14 protein-coding genes and 1 other annotated feature are annotated in these 17,024 nt (G+C 45.5%); of the genes, 13 read left to right on the top strand and 1 reads right to left on the bottom strand.

Annotated features, from left to right (window positions below):
- From BMX79_RS11345 to BMX79_RS11305, 9 genes are all read left to right on the top strand, one after another.
- Window positions 1-205: transposase (locus BMX79_RS11345; protein WP_143059447.1), on the top strand; the 205-nt coding region annotated here is incomplete at its 5' end.
- 241 nt (window positions 206-446) lie between these two features.
- A complete protein-coding gene (locus BMX79_RS11340) occupies window positions 447-1,466 on the top strand; it encodes an NAD(P)/FAD-dependent oxidoreductase (RefSeq protein ID WP_091482770.1) in 1,020 nt (339 codons plus the stop codon).
- A gap of 35 nt (window positions 1,467-1,501) precedes the next feature.
- Window positions 1,502-2,560, top strand: a complete 1,059-nt coding sequence (locus BMX79_RS11335) for a FecCD family ABC transporter permease (RefSeq protein ID WP_091482768.1) — start codon at window positions 1,502-1,504, stop codon at window positions 2,558-2,560.
- 1 nt (window position 2,561) lies between these two features.
- Window positions 2,562-3,605 (top strand): FecCD family ABC transporter permease, encoded by a 1,044-nt coding sequence (locus BMX79_RS11330; protein ID WP_091482766.1) that lies wholly within the window; start codon window positions 2,562-2,564, stop codon window positions 3,603-3,605.
- A gap of 13 nt (window positions 3,606-3,618) precedes the next feature.
- The gene (locus tag BMX79_RS11325) at window positions 3,619-4,575 is read left to right on the top strand and encodes an ABC transporter substrate-binding protein (protein ID WP_170231046.1); all 957 of its coding nucleotides are present in this window, start codon (window positions 3,619-3,621) and stop codon (window positions 4,573-4,575) included.
- A gap of 36 nt (window positions 4,576-4,611) precedes the next feature.
- Window positions 4,612-5,394 carry an ABC transporter ATP-binding protein gene (locus tag BMX79_RS11320; protein WP_091482762.1) on the top strand — a complete coding sequence of 261 codons (783 nt, stop codon included), beginning with the start codon at window positions 4,612-4,614 and terminating at the stop codon, window positions 5,392-5,394.
- Between the two features lie 105 nt (window positions 5,395-5,499).
- On the top strand, window positions 5,500-6,153 hold the full coding sequence (locus BMX79_RS11315) for an SDR family oxidoreductase (protein ID WP_091482760.1): 654 nt from the start codon (window positions 5,500-5,502) through the stop codon (window positions 6,151-6,153).
- 220 nt (window positions 6,154-6,373) lie between these two features.
- Window positions 6,374-7,147: an SDR family NAD(P)-dependent oxidoreductase gene (locus tag BMX79_RS11310; RefSeq protein WP_091482758.1), complete on the top strand. Its 774-nt coding sequence runs from the start codon at window positions 6,374-6,376 to the stop codon at window positions 7,145-7,147.
- Window positions 7,148-7,302: 155 nt separating this feature from the next.
- The gene (locus tag BMX79_RS11305) at window positions 7,303-8,268 is read left to right on the top strand and encodes a DUF1002 domain-containing protein (RefSeq protein WP_091482756.1); all 966 of its coding nucleotides are present in this window, start codon (window positions 7,303-7,305) and stop codon (window positions 8,266-8,268) included.
- Window positions 8,269-8,488: 220 nt separating this feature from the next.
- On the opposite strand, the gene tyrS is transcribed toward BMX79_RS11305, so the two are convergent.
- Window positions 8,489-9,754 carry a tyrosine--tRNA ligase gene (tyrS, locus tag BMX79_RS11300; protein WP_091482754.1) on the bottom strand — a complete coding sequence of 422 codons (1,266 nt, stop codon included), beginning with the start codon at window positions 9,752-9,754 and terminating at the stop codon, window positions 8,489-8,491.
- A 267-nt stretch (window positions 9,755-10,021) separates the two neighbouring features.
- Window positions 10,022-10,225 (bottom strand) — a binding site (T-box leader).
- 174 nt (window positions 10,226-10,399) lie between these two features.
- Between tyrS and BMX79_RS11295 the strand changes: the two genes are divergently transcribed.
- The 4 genes from BMX79_RS11295 (at window position 10,400) to BMX79_RS11280 (ending at window position 17,022) form a co-directional block, all read left to right on the top strand.
- Complete coding sequence (locus BMX79_RS11295; RefSeq protein WP_218025384.1) at window positions 10,400-12,811, top strand: glycoside hydrolase family 31 protein; 2,412 nt, start codon at window positions 10,400-10,402, stop codon at window positions 12,809-12,811.
- Window positions 12,812-13,184: 373 nt separating this feature from the next.
- On the top strand, window positions 13,185-14,009 hold the full coding sequence (locus tag BMX79_RS11290) for a Cof-type HAD-IIB family hydrolase (RefSeq protein ID WP_091482752.1): 825 nt from the start codon (window positions 13,185-13,187) through the stop codon (window positions 14,007-14,009).
- 95 nt (window positions 14,010-14,104) lie between these two features.
- A complete protein-coding gene (metG, locus tag BMX79_RS11285; RefSeq protein WP_091482750.1) occupies window positions 14,105-16,129 on the top strand; it encodes a methionine--tRNA ligase in 2,025 nt (674 codons plus the stop codon).
- Window positions 16,130-16,251: 122 nt separating this feature from the next.
- A complete protein-coding gene (locus tag BMX79_RS11280) occupies window positions 16,252-17,022 on the top strand; it encodes a TatD family hydrolase (RefSeq protein ID WP_091482748.1) in 771 nt (256 codons plus the stop codon).
- Window positions 17,023-17,024 lie beyond the last annotated feature (2 nt).

Raw genomic sequence — 17,024 nt, 5'->3', positions numbered from 1 at the left:
AAAAATTAAAGAACAGCTTTCAACTGAAGAAGGGGCTACATTATACAGGCAGCGAAAAATCGATGTCGAGCCAACTTTCGGACAGGTGAAGGCTAATTTAGGTTTCACTCGATTTTCAGTTCGTGGACAATCGAAAGTGGAAAATGAAACGAACCTGATATTTATGGCAAACAATCTAAGAAAATACAACAAGAGACGAGGCTAATGGGCATTTGAGACAAAGAAAACCGAGTAGGTTTGTACGGGTGTACATTTCTACTCGGTTTTCTTCTGTTTATTGGTTAGCTAGGACTTTTTGTCCCAACCTCTTTTTATTTTTAACCAGGAAGGGGAAAAAGAAGACGAAAGTGCCGGTCTTAAGCGGATGTCATCTTGACACATTACTTTGTGAATGGTATAACTTATATGAAAGTGATAATCATTCTCATTTATTGAAGAGGGATACAATGGATAATACGAAAATAACAGACTGCACTATAATAGGTGGCGGGCCGGCTGGTCTCTACGCGTCCTTTTATGCAGGAATGAGAGATCTCTCTGTACGTCTGATTGAAGTAAAAGACACTCTGGGTGGGAAGCTTCATTTTTATCCGGAAAAAAGAATTTGGGATATTGGTGGCATGCCTCCTACACACGGGGCAGATGTCATGTCTCATCTGATAGAACAGGGGACTCTGTTCGATCCCGAGATTATACTTAAAGAGAAAATAGTGAATATTGAAAAATTGGAAGAAGACTTGTTTAAAGTGATCAGCGAATCTGGAGCAAGCTATTACAGCCGGTCCGTGATCATAGCGGTCGGAGGAGGGCTAGTGTCTCCACGAAAACTGGCCATGCATAAAGCATCACATTATGAACAGACAAATCTGCATTACAGGATATTTCGTGTAGATGACTTCTCGAGAAAAAAAGTTGTGATTGTTGGAGGCGGGAATTCAGCTATCGACTGGGCCAACGAACTGAAAGAAACTGCAGAGGAACTTCATCTCATTCATAGAAATGATACTTTTCGGGCGCATGAATCTCAGCTCAGAAAATTAAAGGAATCCGATGTGGCCATTCATTCTTATACTTCCATAGAAAAACTGATACCCGACGACCAGGGAACCGGCATTGAAGCCATCGAGGTCAGGAACAGCCAGACCGGTCAGCTGTTTACTTTGTCACTTGATGAACTGATCGTCAATATCGGATTCGACAGCCAGCCGAATTTCTATCAGGAAAAATCTCTGGAATTGAAATTGAAAGACAATTATTATATCGAAGGAAACACTCAGATGCAGACCGCGGTGGCAGGCATTTATGCCATTGGAGACATCGTTGATTATGAAGGGAAAGTGAGGCTGATTGCCGGGGCGTTCCAGGATGCCATCAATGCCGTGAATCAGATCAAATCCGTGCTTCTTCCTTGTGAAACTCCCGAAGTCGTCATGTCTTCTTTTCATAAAGGTCTGCAGGAGAAATAAATACGATTATTTGAATCAAAAGAAAAGGGCGTATTATGGAACAGATCAGAAAGGACCAGCTTACAAAAAAAGATACACAGAAGCGGCTGATGAAGCGACTGAGTGCCCCTCATCCGGCCGCTCTTATTCTAATACTCAGTATAGGCGCGCTGATTCTGATCATGACTGCCTCTATATCCATAGGGGTGTCTGATATCGGGTGGAGAGACATTCTTGAATCCTTCACCGCTTTTGACTCAAGCAGTACGAGTCACGTCATCATCAGAGATCTGAGGATCCCGCGTATTCTGGCGGCCGCTCTTGTAGGGGCTTTTCTGGCGGTATCGGGTGTTATCATGCAGGCACTCACGCTTAATCCGCTGGCCTCACCGTCTATCATGGGGGTGACATCGGGCTCAGCTTTCATGATCGCTGTCGCTTTTGCTTTTCATCCCCAGTCCAGTTACTGGCAGCTGATCCTCTGGTCTTTTGCTGGAGCAGGATTAGGGACCGGAATGGTTTTTCTGATCGGCTCCTTCAGTAAACGAGGTCTGACTCCAGTCAAACTGGCCTTAGCTGGAGCTGCGGTCAGTGCACTTCTCCAGTCCTTGTCGACGATTATTGCCATCCATTTCAATGTCGCCAGAGACATCAGCTTCTGGTTTGCAGGTGGAGTCGCAGGTGTCCGAATGGAAAGCGTCAGACTGATCGGCATACTGGCTTTTGCTGGACTGATCGTTGCTTTCGCTCTATCTCGTTCACTGACGATCATGGGGCTTGGGGAAGAAATGGCGAAAGGACTTGGAATCAGGATCGGCTGGATCAAGTTTATTTCCGTTCTGGTTGTATTGATCCTGACTGGCGCAGCCGTGTCAATCGCCGGGACGGTCGGATTTATCGGACTGGTCATTCCACATATTGCGAAAAAAGTCATGGGAATGAACTACAGATGGGTCATACCAGGTTCCGCTGTCTTCGGCGCTGGTCTGCTTGTTCTTGCAGATATGGCAGCTCGAACGATCAATCCGCCTTATGAGACGCCTGTCGGAGCCTTGACTGCACTGATTGGTGTGCCGTTTTTCCTTTTCCTGGCTAGAAAAGAAGGGAGAGGCTGAAATGGATCGATCAAATCAACCCTCTCCTTATAAAGATAAAGCGTTCAAGCGAAGTGCATGGCTCTTTCTTTTTCTTATCTGTCTTTTAGGCGTGCTCGTCATGGTCAGTCTGGCATCAGGCTACCTGGCCTTGACACCAGCTGATATCTGGCGGACAGTAACGGGCGAAGGTACAGCTGCCCATGAGCTTCTCTTGTATCAGTTCCGTCTCCCGCGCATTGTACTGGCCGTACTGGTGGGGACTGGAATGGCTACAGCTGGTGCTATTTTTCAAGGCGTAACGCAGAATGGACTGGCAGATCCGGGAATCATCGGCATCCATTCAGGCTCTGGATTTTTTGCTGTTCTATACCTTTACCTTCTGACTCTGAATCAGGATCAGCCACCCGTATGGGTAAATACTGGCCTGCCTTTTGCAGCATTTATCGGAGGCATCTCAGCTGCCGTACTTATCTATGTGCTTGCCTGGAAAGAAGGGGTCACCCCGATCCGACTGGTTCTGGTCGGCATCGGAGTAAATGCCGGCTTTTCTGCGGCACTGCTGCTTGTTCAGCTTAGAATGAGTGAAAGTGACTTCAATCGGGCACTGATCTGGCTCTCGGGCTCGATCTGGAATGCTTCCTGGGCTGCAGTCCTGAGACTACTGCCTTGGATCCTGATATTCATCCCTTCAGCTTTGTATAAAGCCAGAGTGCTGTCTGTCATGCAGCTCGGTGAGGAAATGGCTGTAGGACTAGGAACAGCAATCGAAAAAGAACGGATCAAGCTGCTGACCATTGGGGTTGCCCTCTCCGCAGCCAGTGTATCAGCTGCCGGGGGCATCGCCTTTGTCGGCCTGATTGCTCCTCATCTGGCCAGAAGACTGGTCGGAGGAAAGTTTCAGCGGCTGATTCCCGTATGTGCTGTCATTGGAGCTATTCTAATCGTTCTGTCCGATACTTTGGCACGCACAATTCTTGCTCCAACTGAAATTCCTGTCGGCCTGATCGTCTCTGTGATCGGGGCCCCTTACTTTATTTATCTATTAATAACCATCAAAGAATAATGGAGGAAACATGATGAAAAAAATAGTTTTAGGTACGTTATCACTGACTTTGCTTCTGGCAGCCTGCGGGAACAATGAAGAAGACACCGAATTGGATCCGGCTGATGGAACAGTTGAAGACGAAGATGCAGAAGAGGTACAGGAGAGTGAAGGCCCACGCATTCTGACAGATGGATTGGGGAACGAAGTAGAAATCCCGGAAGATCCGGAAGCAGTGCTTGCTTCTTATCTTGAAGACTACCTTACAGCGCTTGATATAACTCCTGTTGCGCAGTGGTCGATCAATGATGGTGAAGGGGTTCAAACATACCTTCAGGATGATCTGGCTGATGTGCAGACGATTCCGTATGATTTACCTTACGAATCCGTCATGTCAGTTGAACCTGATTTGATTCTTATCCGTGATCAGATCGAACAGGATATGGTGGACCAGTACAACTTGATTGCACCGACTTATGTTCTAAATGCCAGTCCAACAAGCTGGAGAGAAACAATGAGTGAAATCGGCAGGGTTCTGGATAGAGAAGATGAAGCAGCTTCAGTTATCGAGACCTACGATGCACGGGCGGAGGAAACCGCGTCTTTAGTTCAGGAAACTGCACAAGGCGAGTCGGCCGCTGCGATCTGGATGATCGATACGAGTCTGTTCGTTGTGCATCCTGAACGTTCAAGCGGATCCGTCCTATACGGGGATGCTGGATTTGAGATTCCAGAGGTCGTGGATCAGCTGTCTGATGATGCAGACTGGGCTGCTGTATCTCTTGAAGAACTGGCAGACATGGATGTTGATCACCTATTCCTTATCTCAGATGGTGACAGTGAACTGATGGAAGACCGGTTATGGCAGAATATTCCTGCTGTCGAGAACGATAATGTTTACACATTTGACTCGCAGTCAGCCTGGTTGTATTATGGACCAATAGCCAACGAGCAGGTGCTGGATCATATTGACAGCAGCCTGCAGCAGTAAAATACGTTAACAACTTGAAAAGGGGGGATGGATAGCGTGTCACGGATTTCTACAGACGACTTGTCTATCGGGTACGGCAGACAGCTGATTGTCGACGGACTTGAGCTGACGATTCCGGATTCAAAAATCACATGTATCATTGGACCGAACGGCTGCGGAAAGTCGACGATCCTGAAGACAATTGCACGACTGCTGAAGCCTTCGAACGGGTCTGTACTCCTCGACGGAAAAGCTATCCATCAGCAGTCCACTAAAAGTATCGCTAAAAAAATTGCCATACTGGCTCAGTCTCCACATACGCCTGAAGAAATGACAGTCAAGGATCTTGTATCCTATGGACGGTCGCCTTACCAGAAAGGATTCGGACAGCTTTCAGGAAAAGACTGGGAAATGATTCACTGGGCTCTTAAAGAAACGAATCTACTGGAATACGCGGACCGCTATGTGCATGCCTTGTCAGGTGGCCAGCGCCAGCGCGTCTGGATCGCCATGGCACTTGCTCAGGATACGGATATCCTGCTGCTCGATGAACCGACGACCTATCTGGATCTGGCGCATCAGCTGGATGTGCTTCAAGTGCTGGAGAAACTGAACCGGGATCAGAACAAGACGATTGTCATGGTACTGCATGATTTGAACCACGCGTCACGTTTTTCTGATTACCTGGTCTCAATAAGAGACGGTAAAATCATTAAAGCAGGTGATCCGTCCGAGGTCATGACTAATGAGGTTTTGAGATCAGTCTTTGATATCGACGCACAGATCGTTCAGGATCCATCCACAAAAAAACCAGCCTGCCTGACTTATCAATTAGTGTAAAAAATTATAAGGAAATCTTCTTCCAAAAAGTAAGCTTATCTTTGGTAGAATGGTTTCCTTTTTGTTATGGTAAGAATGGAGACAAAACCTAAAGGAGCGATAACAATGAACGTATTAATAGTCGGAGCAAATGGTCAGATCGGCCGTCACCTAGTCGATATTCTTAAAGAAGAAGGCAAGCATAAACCAGTAGCGTTTGTAAGAAAAGAAGAACAAGTGAAGGATTTTGAAAACAAAGGCGTAGAAGCCAGATTGGGCAATCTGGAAGATTCAGTCGATGAAATTAAAGATCGTATGGCTGACATCGATGCCGTCGTCTTTACTGCCGGTTCGGGTGGCAGTACGGGCGCAGACAAGACTCTTCTGATCGATCTGGATGGAGCAGTGAAAACGGTCGAAGCGACGAAAGCCGCTGGCATCGACCGGTTTGTCATGGTCAGTGCCTTCAAAGCAGATGACCGCGATCAGTGGAACGAAGACATCAAGCCGTACTATGTTGCCAAGCACTACGCTGACATGTGGCTGATGGATTCAAGTCTGAACTATACAATCGTCCGCCCAGGTATGCTGGAAAATGAAGAGTCAAAAGGGACGATCACAGCCAGTACTGATATCGGTACACCGGAAGACTTTAGTATCCCAAGAGTAGATGTGGCTAAAGTCATAGCAGCCAGCCTTGATACGGAAGCAACCTATGAAAAAGCATTTGATCTGGTCACTGGTAAAGACGAAATCAGTGATGCGCTGAACAAATTATAATCATAAAGAACTGCGTAGTATAAAAATAGACAGGCAAGTGAATAATCAGCGTCTGATTCCCTTTATCTGAATGTGGGGATCGGGCGTTTTTTTGTCAGCTAAACTGCTAAATACAGACTTGCAAGAGGAAGAGAAAACGGTTACAATTAATCCAGGAAAAGTTTTTCATCGAGGAGGGTCGGGACACATCGAGCACATTATTTCTCAAAGGTGGGATGTCATGACAAAACGCTTGGAAGGAAAGGTCGCAGTGGTGACAGGAGGAGCAGCCGGAATTGGAAAAGAAACGGCTAAGCTTTTCTTGAAAGAAGGTGCTAAAGTATCCATCGTCGATATCAGCGAAGAAGATCTGAACAAGACACTATCTGAGCTGAGCGATTTTGGTGAAGTGATAAGTGTTCAGGCCGACGTATCAGATGAAACAGCAGTAAAAAATTATGTTAAGAAAACAGTTGATACATTCGGAACGATCGATGTATTTTTCAACAATGCAGGCATCGAAGGAAAGGTCGCACCGATCGTGGATCAGGATGTCAATGATTTTGATAAAGTGCAGTCGGTCAATGTTCGCGGCGTGTTCCTGGGACTGAAGCATGTTCTGCCGGTCATGATCAAGCATAATAAAGGGAGCGTCATTAATACGTCATCCGTCGCCGGATTTATCGGTGCACCTGGCGTCGCTCCATATATTGCCAGCAAACATGCAGTGATCGGATTAACCAAAACAGCAGCGCTGGAGGTAGCTGCAAATGGAGTTCGGGTCAATTCCGTCCATCCTTCACCAGTCAATACCCGCATGATGCGATCGCTGGAAGCAGGAATGAGTCCAGATGATGCAGAGGCAGCGAAAGAAGCACAGGAAAAAGCTATTCCAATGCAACGATATGGTGAATCAGAGGATATAGCGAAGGTCGTTCTATTTTTAGCATCAGACGACTCAAGTTTTGTCACCGGGTCACAGTATCGGGTCGACGGTGGAATGGCTGCACAATAAATACGTTTATTATTTGAATAAAAAGGGGAAAGCGGCTGCCGGGGTCTCTCCGGCGGCTGCTTTTATTACATAGGAATATGTTTTTGTTGATGGTATACTATAGACTAGATTAAATGGTTTGATTGATTGAGTTATACAAAGGAGAGAATTAAATTATGAAGAAATACTTAAAAAAATTGATGGCTTCCGGTATCGCATTGACTGCATCAGCTGTGCTGATGATTCCGTCTGCACAGGCTTCTGAAGGCATAGACACAAGCGTTGTCAACGAGGCATGGGGCCTTCCCACTTATGTCTATGGTGGCGGGTTGAATGATGCTCAGATCGAAGAAACGGCTGACCTTTTAGGCATAGACAGCATGGATAATGTAGCCAGTGTAGCTGTAACAGGAGAAGACCTTCAGAACTATCTGGGTACAGGCTCCGGAAATACCGCCAGCATGATCTCATCTGTTCTGGTCCAGAGAGAAAATGAAGGACATGGGGTCAATGTTATCAACGAAACCCCGGATAATATCACTCAGATCACTGAAGAACAGTACATCAATGCAGCCATTACTGCCGGAGTAGAAGATGTGACCATCATGGTGGCCAGTATTCGTCCAGTGACTGGCGAAAGTGCACTGACCGGAATTTACAAAGCATTCGATGTTAATGGTGAAGATCTGGATCAGGACCGTATGGAAGTTGCACAGGAAGAACTGGAAACAACGAATCAGATTGCTCAGGAAAATGCTGATGAAGAGGAATTCGACTCCAGCCGTCTGGATCAGGCAATTGTTGAAATCAAGCAGCAGCTGGCAGAACTACGGGACCGTCAGGATGAACTGGCTACGAGGGAAGAAATCGAACAGATCATCAATGATGCATTGGAAAACAATAATCTTCAATCTGTGATTTCTCAGGATCAGATCGATCGACTGCTTGCATTCTTTGAACGTTATCAGCAGACTGGGGCGATTGATTCGGCTCAAGTCAGACAACAGCTGGAACAGTTGTCCGGTAACTTGCGTGACCGTTTTGGAGACGCTTGGCAGCAGGCTGAAGATAGCGGACTAGTCGATCAGATCGGCAACTTCTTCAGACAAATCTGGGAAGCAATCAGAGGCCTGTTCAACTAATTATTAACCAGATATATAAATTATAAGCTTTAGGCTCAGCATATTAAGAGAACGATCTCTTTCTTAAGCTGAGCTTGAGGCTTTTTTTGATTTGAAAAATTGAGACGCACAAATCTGACCATGTGGGAGGAAAAGTGAAGGAGACTCAAATCACTGCGCCTATACAAAAAAGCCGCTGCTACCTTTTTAAGTAGCAGCGGCTGTACATTTAGATAAAAGATTATACGAGATTGATAAGGAAGTATTTTTTCTTCCCTTTACGGACGATGATGAACCGATTGTCGTAGCTGTCTTTTTCACTGACAACGTAATCAACATCTTGTATCTGGCTACCTTTCAGACGAATCGCTCCATTTTTAATATCTTCACGAGCTTGACGTCGGGACGGCTCGATGCCTGTTACGTCAACCAGCAGTTCCACAAGATTGTGTTCACCTTTAGCAGCTTCAGAAGAAGGCACGTCTTTAAACGTTGTTGCGATCTGATCAGCGGTCAGGTTCTGGATATCTCCAGAGAACAAGGCCTGTGAGATGCTGATTGCTTCATCCAGCGCCTCCTGGCTGTGGACAAATCGAGTCATTTCTTCGGCCAGTGCTTTTTGAGCCGCTCGTTTGTGTGGTTCAGTCTCCACTTGTTCTGCCAGTTCGTCGATTTCTTCCTTGGACAGGAAAGTGAAGTACTTCAGGTATTTCACGACATCACGGTCATCCTGATTGAACCAGAACTGGTAAAATTCGTAAGGCGTTGTTTTCTCGGGATCAAGCCAGATCGCACCGTCTGCAGACTTTCCAAATTTCGTTCCGTCAGCTTTCAGTAATAAAGGAATCGTAAGGCCGAACGCTTTAGCCTCTGCGCCTTCTTTTTTACGGATCAAGTCCAGGCCGGCAGTAATATTACCCCATTGATCAGACCCACCGATCTGAAGTTGGACCTCCTCGTTCTGGAAAAGATGAAGGAAGTCGACTGACTGGATGATCTGGTAACTGAATTCTGTAAAGGATATCCCGGTGTCGAGTCGGCTGGACACAACATCTTTAGAAAGCATAGTATTAATGTTGAATTCTTTTCCGAAGTCACGCAGAAAATCAAGAAAAGACAATCCACTCAACCAATCGTAGTTGTTAACCAGCTTGATGCCGGATTCTTCTGACCCTGCTTTAAAAAGCTTGCGCATCTGAGCACTCAGTTTATCTGCATTATCCATGATTTTATCCATCGTCTGAAGGACACGTTCAGAATTACGTCCGCTTGGATCTCCGATCGAGCCTGTTCCGCCACCAATGAGGATCACCGGTTTGTGACCGGCAAGCTGGAATCGTTTAAGGATCATGAATGGGATCAGGTGGCCAACGTGCATGCTGTCGCCTGACGGGTCGATTCCACAGTAAAGGGCAATACTTTTCTCCTGGGTGAGGGCTTTTAACCCTTCTTCATCTGTCTGCTGGTTGATGGCTCCACGCCATTCAAGTTCGTCTAAAATAGTCATTTTGACTCTCCTTTAATAATGTATTGTATTGGTCTAGATGATTGAAACACCATGTATAGTGTCAGTTGAAAATGGATGTGCTGCCATAGCTGTCATCCAGTACTCTGAATAAGTGCCCAATATCTTTCACGTGCCATACTGATGCAGTAAACCCCAAAATGAAGAATATCGTAATAATCATGGGTTTTGAACATAAGCAGCCTCCTTAGATTCAAGTATCAGCTAAATAAAGATATAAAAAAAGCCCCACAAAAAGCCTATGCTTCTTGTCGGGACGAACAGTGCCGTGGTACCACCCAGTTTAAAGTAGAAAAATCTACTTTCACTCATTCCCATAACGCCGGGATGCGTCTCTAGTGAGAGTGCTCCTAGGTGTAATTCATGCGGTTCGTTCATACGGGTTCTCACCAGCCACCCGTTCTCTGAAATAATGAAACAGAACGCACTACTGTGCCTATTCATCGCTGAAATATTATAGTGGTCAGTATAAAGGATATAAAGGGAATAGTCAATGTACTCATTTAGCCCATATCCGAAAGACAGGATTTTACGTTTTTATTAATAAATGTAAAACACTTAAAACTGGCAGATCATTTCTAGTATGCTAAAATATAGTTATGACAGACGAGGAAAGGATGACTGCGCTTGGTAAAGAATAGAACAGAAACATTCAAAATGGAAACACACCCCCTGGCACCGGATGAGTCCGTTGTGACCTGGGAAAATTATCGGTTTACTGTACTTACCCCTGCAATGATCCGATTAGAACATCACCCTGAAGGGATTTTTGAAGACGAAGCAACACAGACAGTCCTGAACAGGGATTTTGACACGCCCGAATTTGATTTAAAAGAAACAGATGAATATATTGAAATCATCACCTCACATGTTCACCTGATGTTTTACAAGACTGAGGGTGGCTTTACACGAAATAATTTAAATATTGAAGCAATAGGTAATTACAGTCTGTACCACAGTACATGGTATTTTGGAGATAAACCGGATACCCTGAAAGGGACGGCACGAACCCTGGATTTCGCTGATGGAGCTATTGAACTGGAAGAAGGACTGATGAACAAGAACGGTTTTTCAGTTTTTGATGACAGTACATCTATGCGTCTGACAGAAGACGGATGGGTAGAGAAGCGTCCGAAGAATGTGACTGACATGTATTTCCTAGGCTATGGTCGGGATTACCTGGGTGCCCTGAAGGACTATCATTATCTGACAGGCAAGACGCCACTCCTCCCGAGATATGCATTAGGGAACTGGTGGAGTCGTTATTACCCATATAGTCAGGACGGATACAAACGTCTGATGCTCGAATTTCAGGAAAGACAGATCCCGTTTTCAGTGGCTGTCATCGATATGGACTGGCATGTGACAGATATCCCACCGGAATACGGATCAGGATGGACCGGTTACACTTGGAATACTGAACTGTTCCCCGATCCGGAAGAATTTCTGACTTGGCTCAAGGATAATGGCATGCGTACAACACTTAATCTGCACCCGGCCAACGGCGTCCAGCCCTTTGAAGAAATGTATGAACCAATGGCTAAGGAACTCGGCGTCAATGCTGAAGAGGAAGAGCCCATTCGGTTCGATATCGCCGATCCTGAATTTCTAGATGCCTATTTCAAGTATCTGCACCATCCTCATGAAGAAATCGGGGTAGATTTCTGGTGGATCGACTGGCAGCAGGGCAGTGTGACAAAAGTTGAAGGACTGGACCCACTGTGGATGCTCAATCACTACCACTTCCTTGATCATGGGCGAAACGGTAATCGTCCGCTTATTTTCTCAAGGTATGCAGGTCTCGGTTCACACCGTTATCCAATCGGATTTTCAGGAGATACTGCCGCAACATGGGATTCTCTTCACTTCCAGCCTTATTTTACAGCAACAGCTTCCAATGTAGGCTACAGCTGGTGGAGCCATGATATAGGCGGGCATATGGGTGGAATCAAAGACAATGATCTGTTCGTCAGATGGGTCCAGTTCGGCGTCTTCTCCCCAATCAATCGTCTGCATAGTCAGGACGGGGAATTCAGCGGGAAAGAGCCATGGAGATATGGACTGAAAGCGGATCGCATCGTGACAGATTTCATGCAGCTTCGCCATCGTCTGGTTCCTTACCTGTATACTATGAATGTATTGAATCACTTTGATGACTTTCCGCTGATCAGACCGATGTATTATCACTATCCTTGGAAAGATGAAGCGTATGATGTACCAAATCAGTATTACTTTGGTACTCAGATGATCGTCGCTCCGATTACGACACCAACGAAAGATGATCTGCGGTTAGGAAAAGTGAAAGTCTGGCTGCCTGAAGGAAAATGGTACGATTTCTTTAACAACCGCAGCTATGAGGGCGACCGCATGCTTGACGTGTTCAGACCGATGTCCACTTTCCCTGTATTTGTGAAGGCTGGGGGAATTGTTCCGATGGATCAGAGTCATCAGAATCATACAGACAACCCTGAGAATATGGAAGTCAGAGTTTATGCCGGAGAAGACGGCAATTTCACATTATATGAAGATGATGGACAAGGTCAGGGAAGCGAAGCCGCTACAACTAAGATGTCTCTGAAATGGAAAGAGAATGGAGACGAGTGGGCAATGTTCCAGATCAGCAGTCCTGAAGGAAATCTTGATGTCCTTCCGAAAAACAGGCAGTTCACTATATCACTGATAGGATTCAAATGCACTCAAATGCCTGAAGTCCATGTCAATGATGATAAAGTGGAGGTCGAGGTGACACGACAAGGAAAAGTTACTAAGATCGTCATTCCTGAGCAGCCGTCTGATGCTCAGTACACTCTATACTTTAAAGGAGTGGAACTTAAGAAAAACGATATGCACGGAGAACTCTTCCGATTCCTGGACCGTGCTCAAATCGAAGCAAGTGAGAAAGAGAACATTTACAGTACGATCGTCAAAGGTAAATCGAGTGGTAGAGTAATCAGTGCACTGCTTGCTCTGGATATCGATCCGGACCTGATGGAAGCAATCAGTGAAATCGTCTGGGCAAATCCTGATGATGTCAGCTGAATGAAGCGGATATAAAGAAAAGAAGTCATTCTTGTTTCTGGGTATAGACCAGAGAAGAATGGCTTTTTCTTTTGAGTATAAAAACAATGGCTAAACAGTAATTGATACTGTCTAGCTACACTACTCGCTAGCACTCGGTCGATCTCAACAATAGTTGTACGAGCTAAAGCACTACAACTTGTAAGGACAAGTCTGACACCGTTCAAAAAAAGATGGGTGGACCCATTGCGCAGGATGCTCATTCAGGGCCACACCCACTATTTTTTGAAGGTGTCAGGGCGGACTTGTTCCGCTTTTCTTTCCATAATCATACATACAGAAAGCAATACGTGATACAATAATAAGGAAGTTGAAAGGAAAGTGAGCGGCTCAGATGACTAAAATCGTATTTTTTGATATAGACGGAACATTAGTGACTAAACGTAATACCATCCCTGAATCTGCAAAGAAAGCCATCGATCAGCTGAAAAAAAATGATGTCATTCCTGTGATTGCTACAGGACGGGCACCGATTCTCATTGAAGAAATCAGACAGGAGCTCGGCATCGAAAGCTATATTGCAATGAACGGTCAGCTTGTCATGCATGAAGGGGAAGTGATTTTTCATAATCCTATTCAGAAAGAGACTGTAGATCGTCTGACTGAGAAAGCAGTGGAACGCAAAAACGGGATCATTCTCTGTGGAGCGAAGGATATCTTCAGCAACTCGATCGTTTCTCTGGCTAAAAGAAGTTCTGTGTGGACAGTTCTTAAAGGGCTGGGCAAGATCATACCAGGACACCTCCAGCTGTCGCTGTTCAAGCGTCTGATCAGAAAACCGCCTAATCGAGAAGAATATGAAGGTAAGCCGATCTATCAGGTTATCCTGGAAACATCCATGGATGAAGAGAAGCATTACAGTAAAGAATTTCCGGAGCTGCACTTTGCACGTTCCAATCACTACACGGTTGATATTATCAGTGAAGGGATTTCCAAAGCTGTAGGAATTCAGAAGTTTCTGGAGAAGCTCAACCTCGATCAGAAAGATACCTATGCATTCGGAGACAGCCCGAATGACAAGGAAATGCTGGATTATGTCAATACAGGAGTTGCGATGGGCAACGGATGGGACGAAATAAAAAAGGCCGCAGATTATGTAACGGCACCAGTAGATCAGGACGGAATAGCCAAAGGGTTAAAACACTTCGGTCTAATCTAAACCTGAACTTTTTCAGCGATATGAGCTGTGCTATACTAATCAAGTATACATGAGGCCTGACGATGCCTAAGATAATTCTAAAGGAGGACATTCACTTGTCTGAACGACAATCTTTTTATATAACAACACCAATTTATTACCCGAGTGGTAATCTTCATATAGGTAATGCCTATACAACAATTGCCTGTGATGTGCTGGCCCGCTTTAAACGTTTAAAGGGATTCGACACGTATTACCTGACAGGAACGGACGAACACGGTCAGAAGATCGAAAAGAAAGCTAATGAGAGAAATCAGACCCCACAGGAGTATGTGGACGAGATGGCAGAAAGCATCCAGTCTCTGTGGAAAACACTGGATATTTCAAACGATCAGTTTATCCGTACGACACAGCCGGAGCATAAAGCGGTGGTAGCAAAGATATTTGAGAAGCTTCTTGAAAAAGGGGACATCTACCTTGGGGACTACGCTGGCTGGTATTCTGTATCTGATGAAGAGTTCTTCACTGAAACACAGCTGACGGAAGTCTTTAAAGATGCTGAAGGGAATGTCACCGGAGGCATTGCGCCGAGTGGTCACGAAGTGGAATGGGTCAAGGAAGAGTCTTACTTCTTCAGAATGAGCAAGTATGCTGACCGTCTGCTTCAGTACTATGAGGAGCATCCTGAATTTATTCAACCTGAATCACGTAAGAAGGAAATGATTAATAATTTCATCAAACCGGGACTTGAAGATCTGGCTGTGTCCCGTACGACTTTCGACTGGGGCGTGCCTGTTCCTTCGAACCCCAAACACGTCATTTATGTGTGGATCGATGCGCTGACCAACTATATTACAGCTCTGGGCTATGACCCGGAATTAGGCGGATTTGATGCCCAGCCGGAACAGTTCAGAAAATACTGGCCTGCAGACGTGCATATGGTCGGGAAGGAGATCGTACGATTTCATACGATCTACTGGCCGATCCTGCTGATGGCACTGGATCTTCCTCTGCCGAAACAAGTATTTGGTCATGGCTGGCTTCTTATGAAAGACGGCAAGATGTCCAAATCCAAAGGGAATGTGATTTATCCAGAAAAACTGGTCGAGCGTTATGGCGTCGATGCGGTCCGTTACTATCTGATGAGAGAAGTGACTTTCGGCAGTGACGGGGTGTTCACTCCTGAAGACTTTGTGTCCCGCATCAATTATGATCTTGCAAATGATTTGGGCAACCTGCTCAACCGGACCATTGCCATGATGAATAAATACTTTGACGGCCATATTCCTGCTTACAAAGGTGATGTCACCGACTTTGACGGTGAATTGAGACTGCAGGCACTGGAAACGATAGATGAGTATGACCTGAATATGAACCAGATGCAGTTCAGCTCAGCTCTCCAGTCTGTATGGAAACTTGTTTCCCGTACGAATAAGTACATTGATGAGACTCAACCTTGGGTTCTGGCAAAGGATGAAGAAAAGAAAGATCAGCTTGAAAGTGTCATGACTCACCTGGCGGAAAGTTTAAGAGTCACGGCAACCCTGCTTCAGCCGATCCTGCTGCACACAGCCAAATCTGTTGCCACCCAATTGGGACTGGACGAGTCTGACCTGACTTTTGATAAAGTGAATTTCGAACACTTCCCGGAAGGCAGACAAGTTGTTTCTAAAGGAGAGCCGATCTTCCCTCGTCTGGATGTTGAAAGTGAAGTTGAAGAAATCAAAAGCTGGATGGAAGCCACAGTAGAAACTGAAGAAGAGACATTTGACCCGGAAAACACTCAGCTTACTTCTGTAAAAGAAAAGGAAATCAAGTACGATGTTTTCGATAAGGTCGAGCTGAAAGTAGCCGAAGTCATTGCTGTAGATAAAGTTGAAAATGCAGACAAGCTGCTGAAATTCAGGCTGGATGCAGGCGATGAAGGCGGACACCGTCAGATTCTGTCAGGCATTGCTGAGTTTTATCCTGAACCGGACAAATTGATTGGTAAAAAAGTCGTGATTGTAGCCAACTTGAAGCCAAGAAAGATGCGTGGAGAAATCAGCCAGGGCATGATCCTGTCAGCTGAAGATTCTAAAGGCAACCTGACTGTTGTCGATGCGCCGGCACATATGCCGAACGGTTCTGTCGTAGCCTGATCTGACAGTCAAAAATTCCAGTAAAGCGGTGAGTGATCAACCTGCTTTATTGGAATTTTTTTGAGGATAGTGTATTCTGAACAGGATGACAGACAAAGAAGCATACAGGAAGGATAAATGAGATGTTATTTGATACACATACACACATTAATGTAGATAAATTTAAAGGTGAAGAAAACGAGATAATAAAAAGAGCCCATGAAAACGGGGTAGACCAGATGGCGATTGTCGGATTCGATTATCCGACGATCGATAAAGCCCTGGAACTGACTCATACGCATGACAGGCTCTATGCCATTATTGGCTGGCACCCTACTGAGGCCGGGACATACTCCGATGAAGTGGAAGCATATCTGATCGACAGACTGTCGGATGAGACCGTTGTAGCCATGGGTGAAATGGGTCTGGATTACTATTGGGACACAGCGCCTAAATCCGTTCAGCAGGATGTGTTTCGTCGTCAGGTCCGTGTGGCAAAAGAGCTGAATCTACCGATCAGTATCCATAACCGTGAAGCGACTGAAGATACGTATAAGGTGTTGAAAGAGGAACATGCCGGTGATACTGGCGGAATTATGCATAGCTTCAATTTGGATACCTACTGGATGGAAAAATTTCTTGATATCGGTATGCACATCTCTTTGAGTGGAGTCGTCACCTTTAAAAATGCACCGGAAGTCAAGGAGGTCGCCCGGCATGTCCCGGCAGACAAACTGCTTGTTGAGACGGACGCCCCATATCTTGCTCCGATGCCGAACAGAGGCAAGCGAAATGAACCGGCATATGTACGGTATGTGGCAGAAGAAATAGCTTCATTGAGACAGATACCCTTTGAGGAAGTTGCTCGACTGACCACTGAGAATGCACGTGATTTATTCAAGCTGAAGGGGTAGCC

This window comes from Alkalibacterium pelagium (genome assembly GCF_900109325.1).
Taxonomy (GTDB): domain Bacteria; phylum Bacillota; class Bacilli; order Lactobacillales; family Carnobacteriaceae_A; genus Alkalibacterium; species Alkalibacterium pelagium.
This window is presented reverse-complemented; position numbering and strand designations above follow the sequence as displayed.

Excerpts from the sequence above, each read along its gene's own strand:
- BMX79_RS11310 (WP_091482758.1), top strand. The coding sequence starts at position 6,374 with ATGACAAAACGCTTGGAAGGAAAGGTCGCAGTGGTGACAGGAGGAGCA.
- tyrS (WP_091482754.1), bottom strand. The coding sequence starts at position 9,754 with ATGACTATTTTAGACGAACTTGAATGGCGTGGAGCCATCAACCAGCAG.
- BMX79_RS11340 (WP_091482770.1), top strand. The coding sequence starts at position 447 with ATGGATAATACGAAAATAACAGACTGCACTATAATAGGTGGCGGGCCG.
- BMX79_RS11280 (WP_091482748.1), top strand. The coding sequence starts at position 16,252 with ATGTTATTTGATACACATACACACATTAATGTAGATAAATTTAAAGGT.
- BMX79_RS11290 (WP_091482752.1), top strand. The coding sequence starts at position 13,185 with ATGACTAAAATCGTATTTTTTGATATAGACGGAACATTAGTGACTAAA.
- BMX79_RS11335 (WP_091482768.1), top strand. The coding sequence starts at position 1,502 with ATGGAACAGATCAGAAAGGACCAGCTTACAAAAAAAGATACACAGAAG.
- BMX79_RS11315 (WP_091482760.1), top strand. The coding sequence starts at position 5,500 with ATGAACGTATTAATAGTCGGAGCAAATGGTCAGATCGGCCGTCACCTA.
- BMX79_RS11325 (WP_170231046.1), top strand. The coding sequence starts at position 3,619 with ATGAAAAAAATAGTTTTAGGTACGTTATCACTGACTTTGCTTCTGGCA.
- BMX79_RS11305 (WP_091482756.1), top strand. The coding sequence starts at position 7,303 with ATGAAGAAATACTTAAAAAAATTGATGGCTTCCGGTATCGCATTGACT.
- BMX79_RS11330 (WP_091482766.1), top strand. The coding sequence starts at position 2,562 with ATGGATCGATCAAATCAACCCTCTCCTTATAAAGATAAAGCGTTCAAG.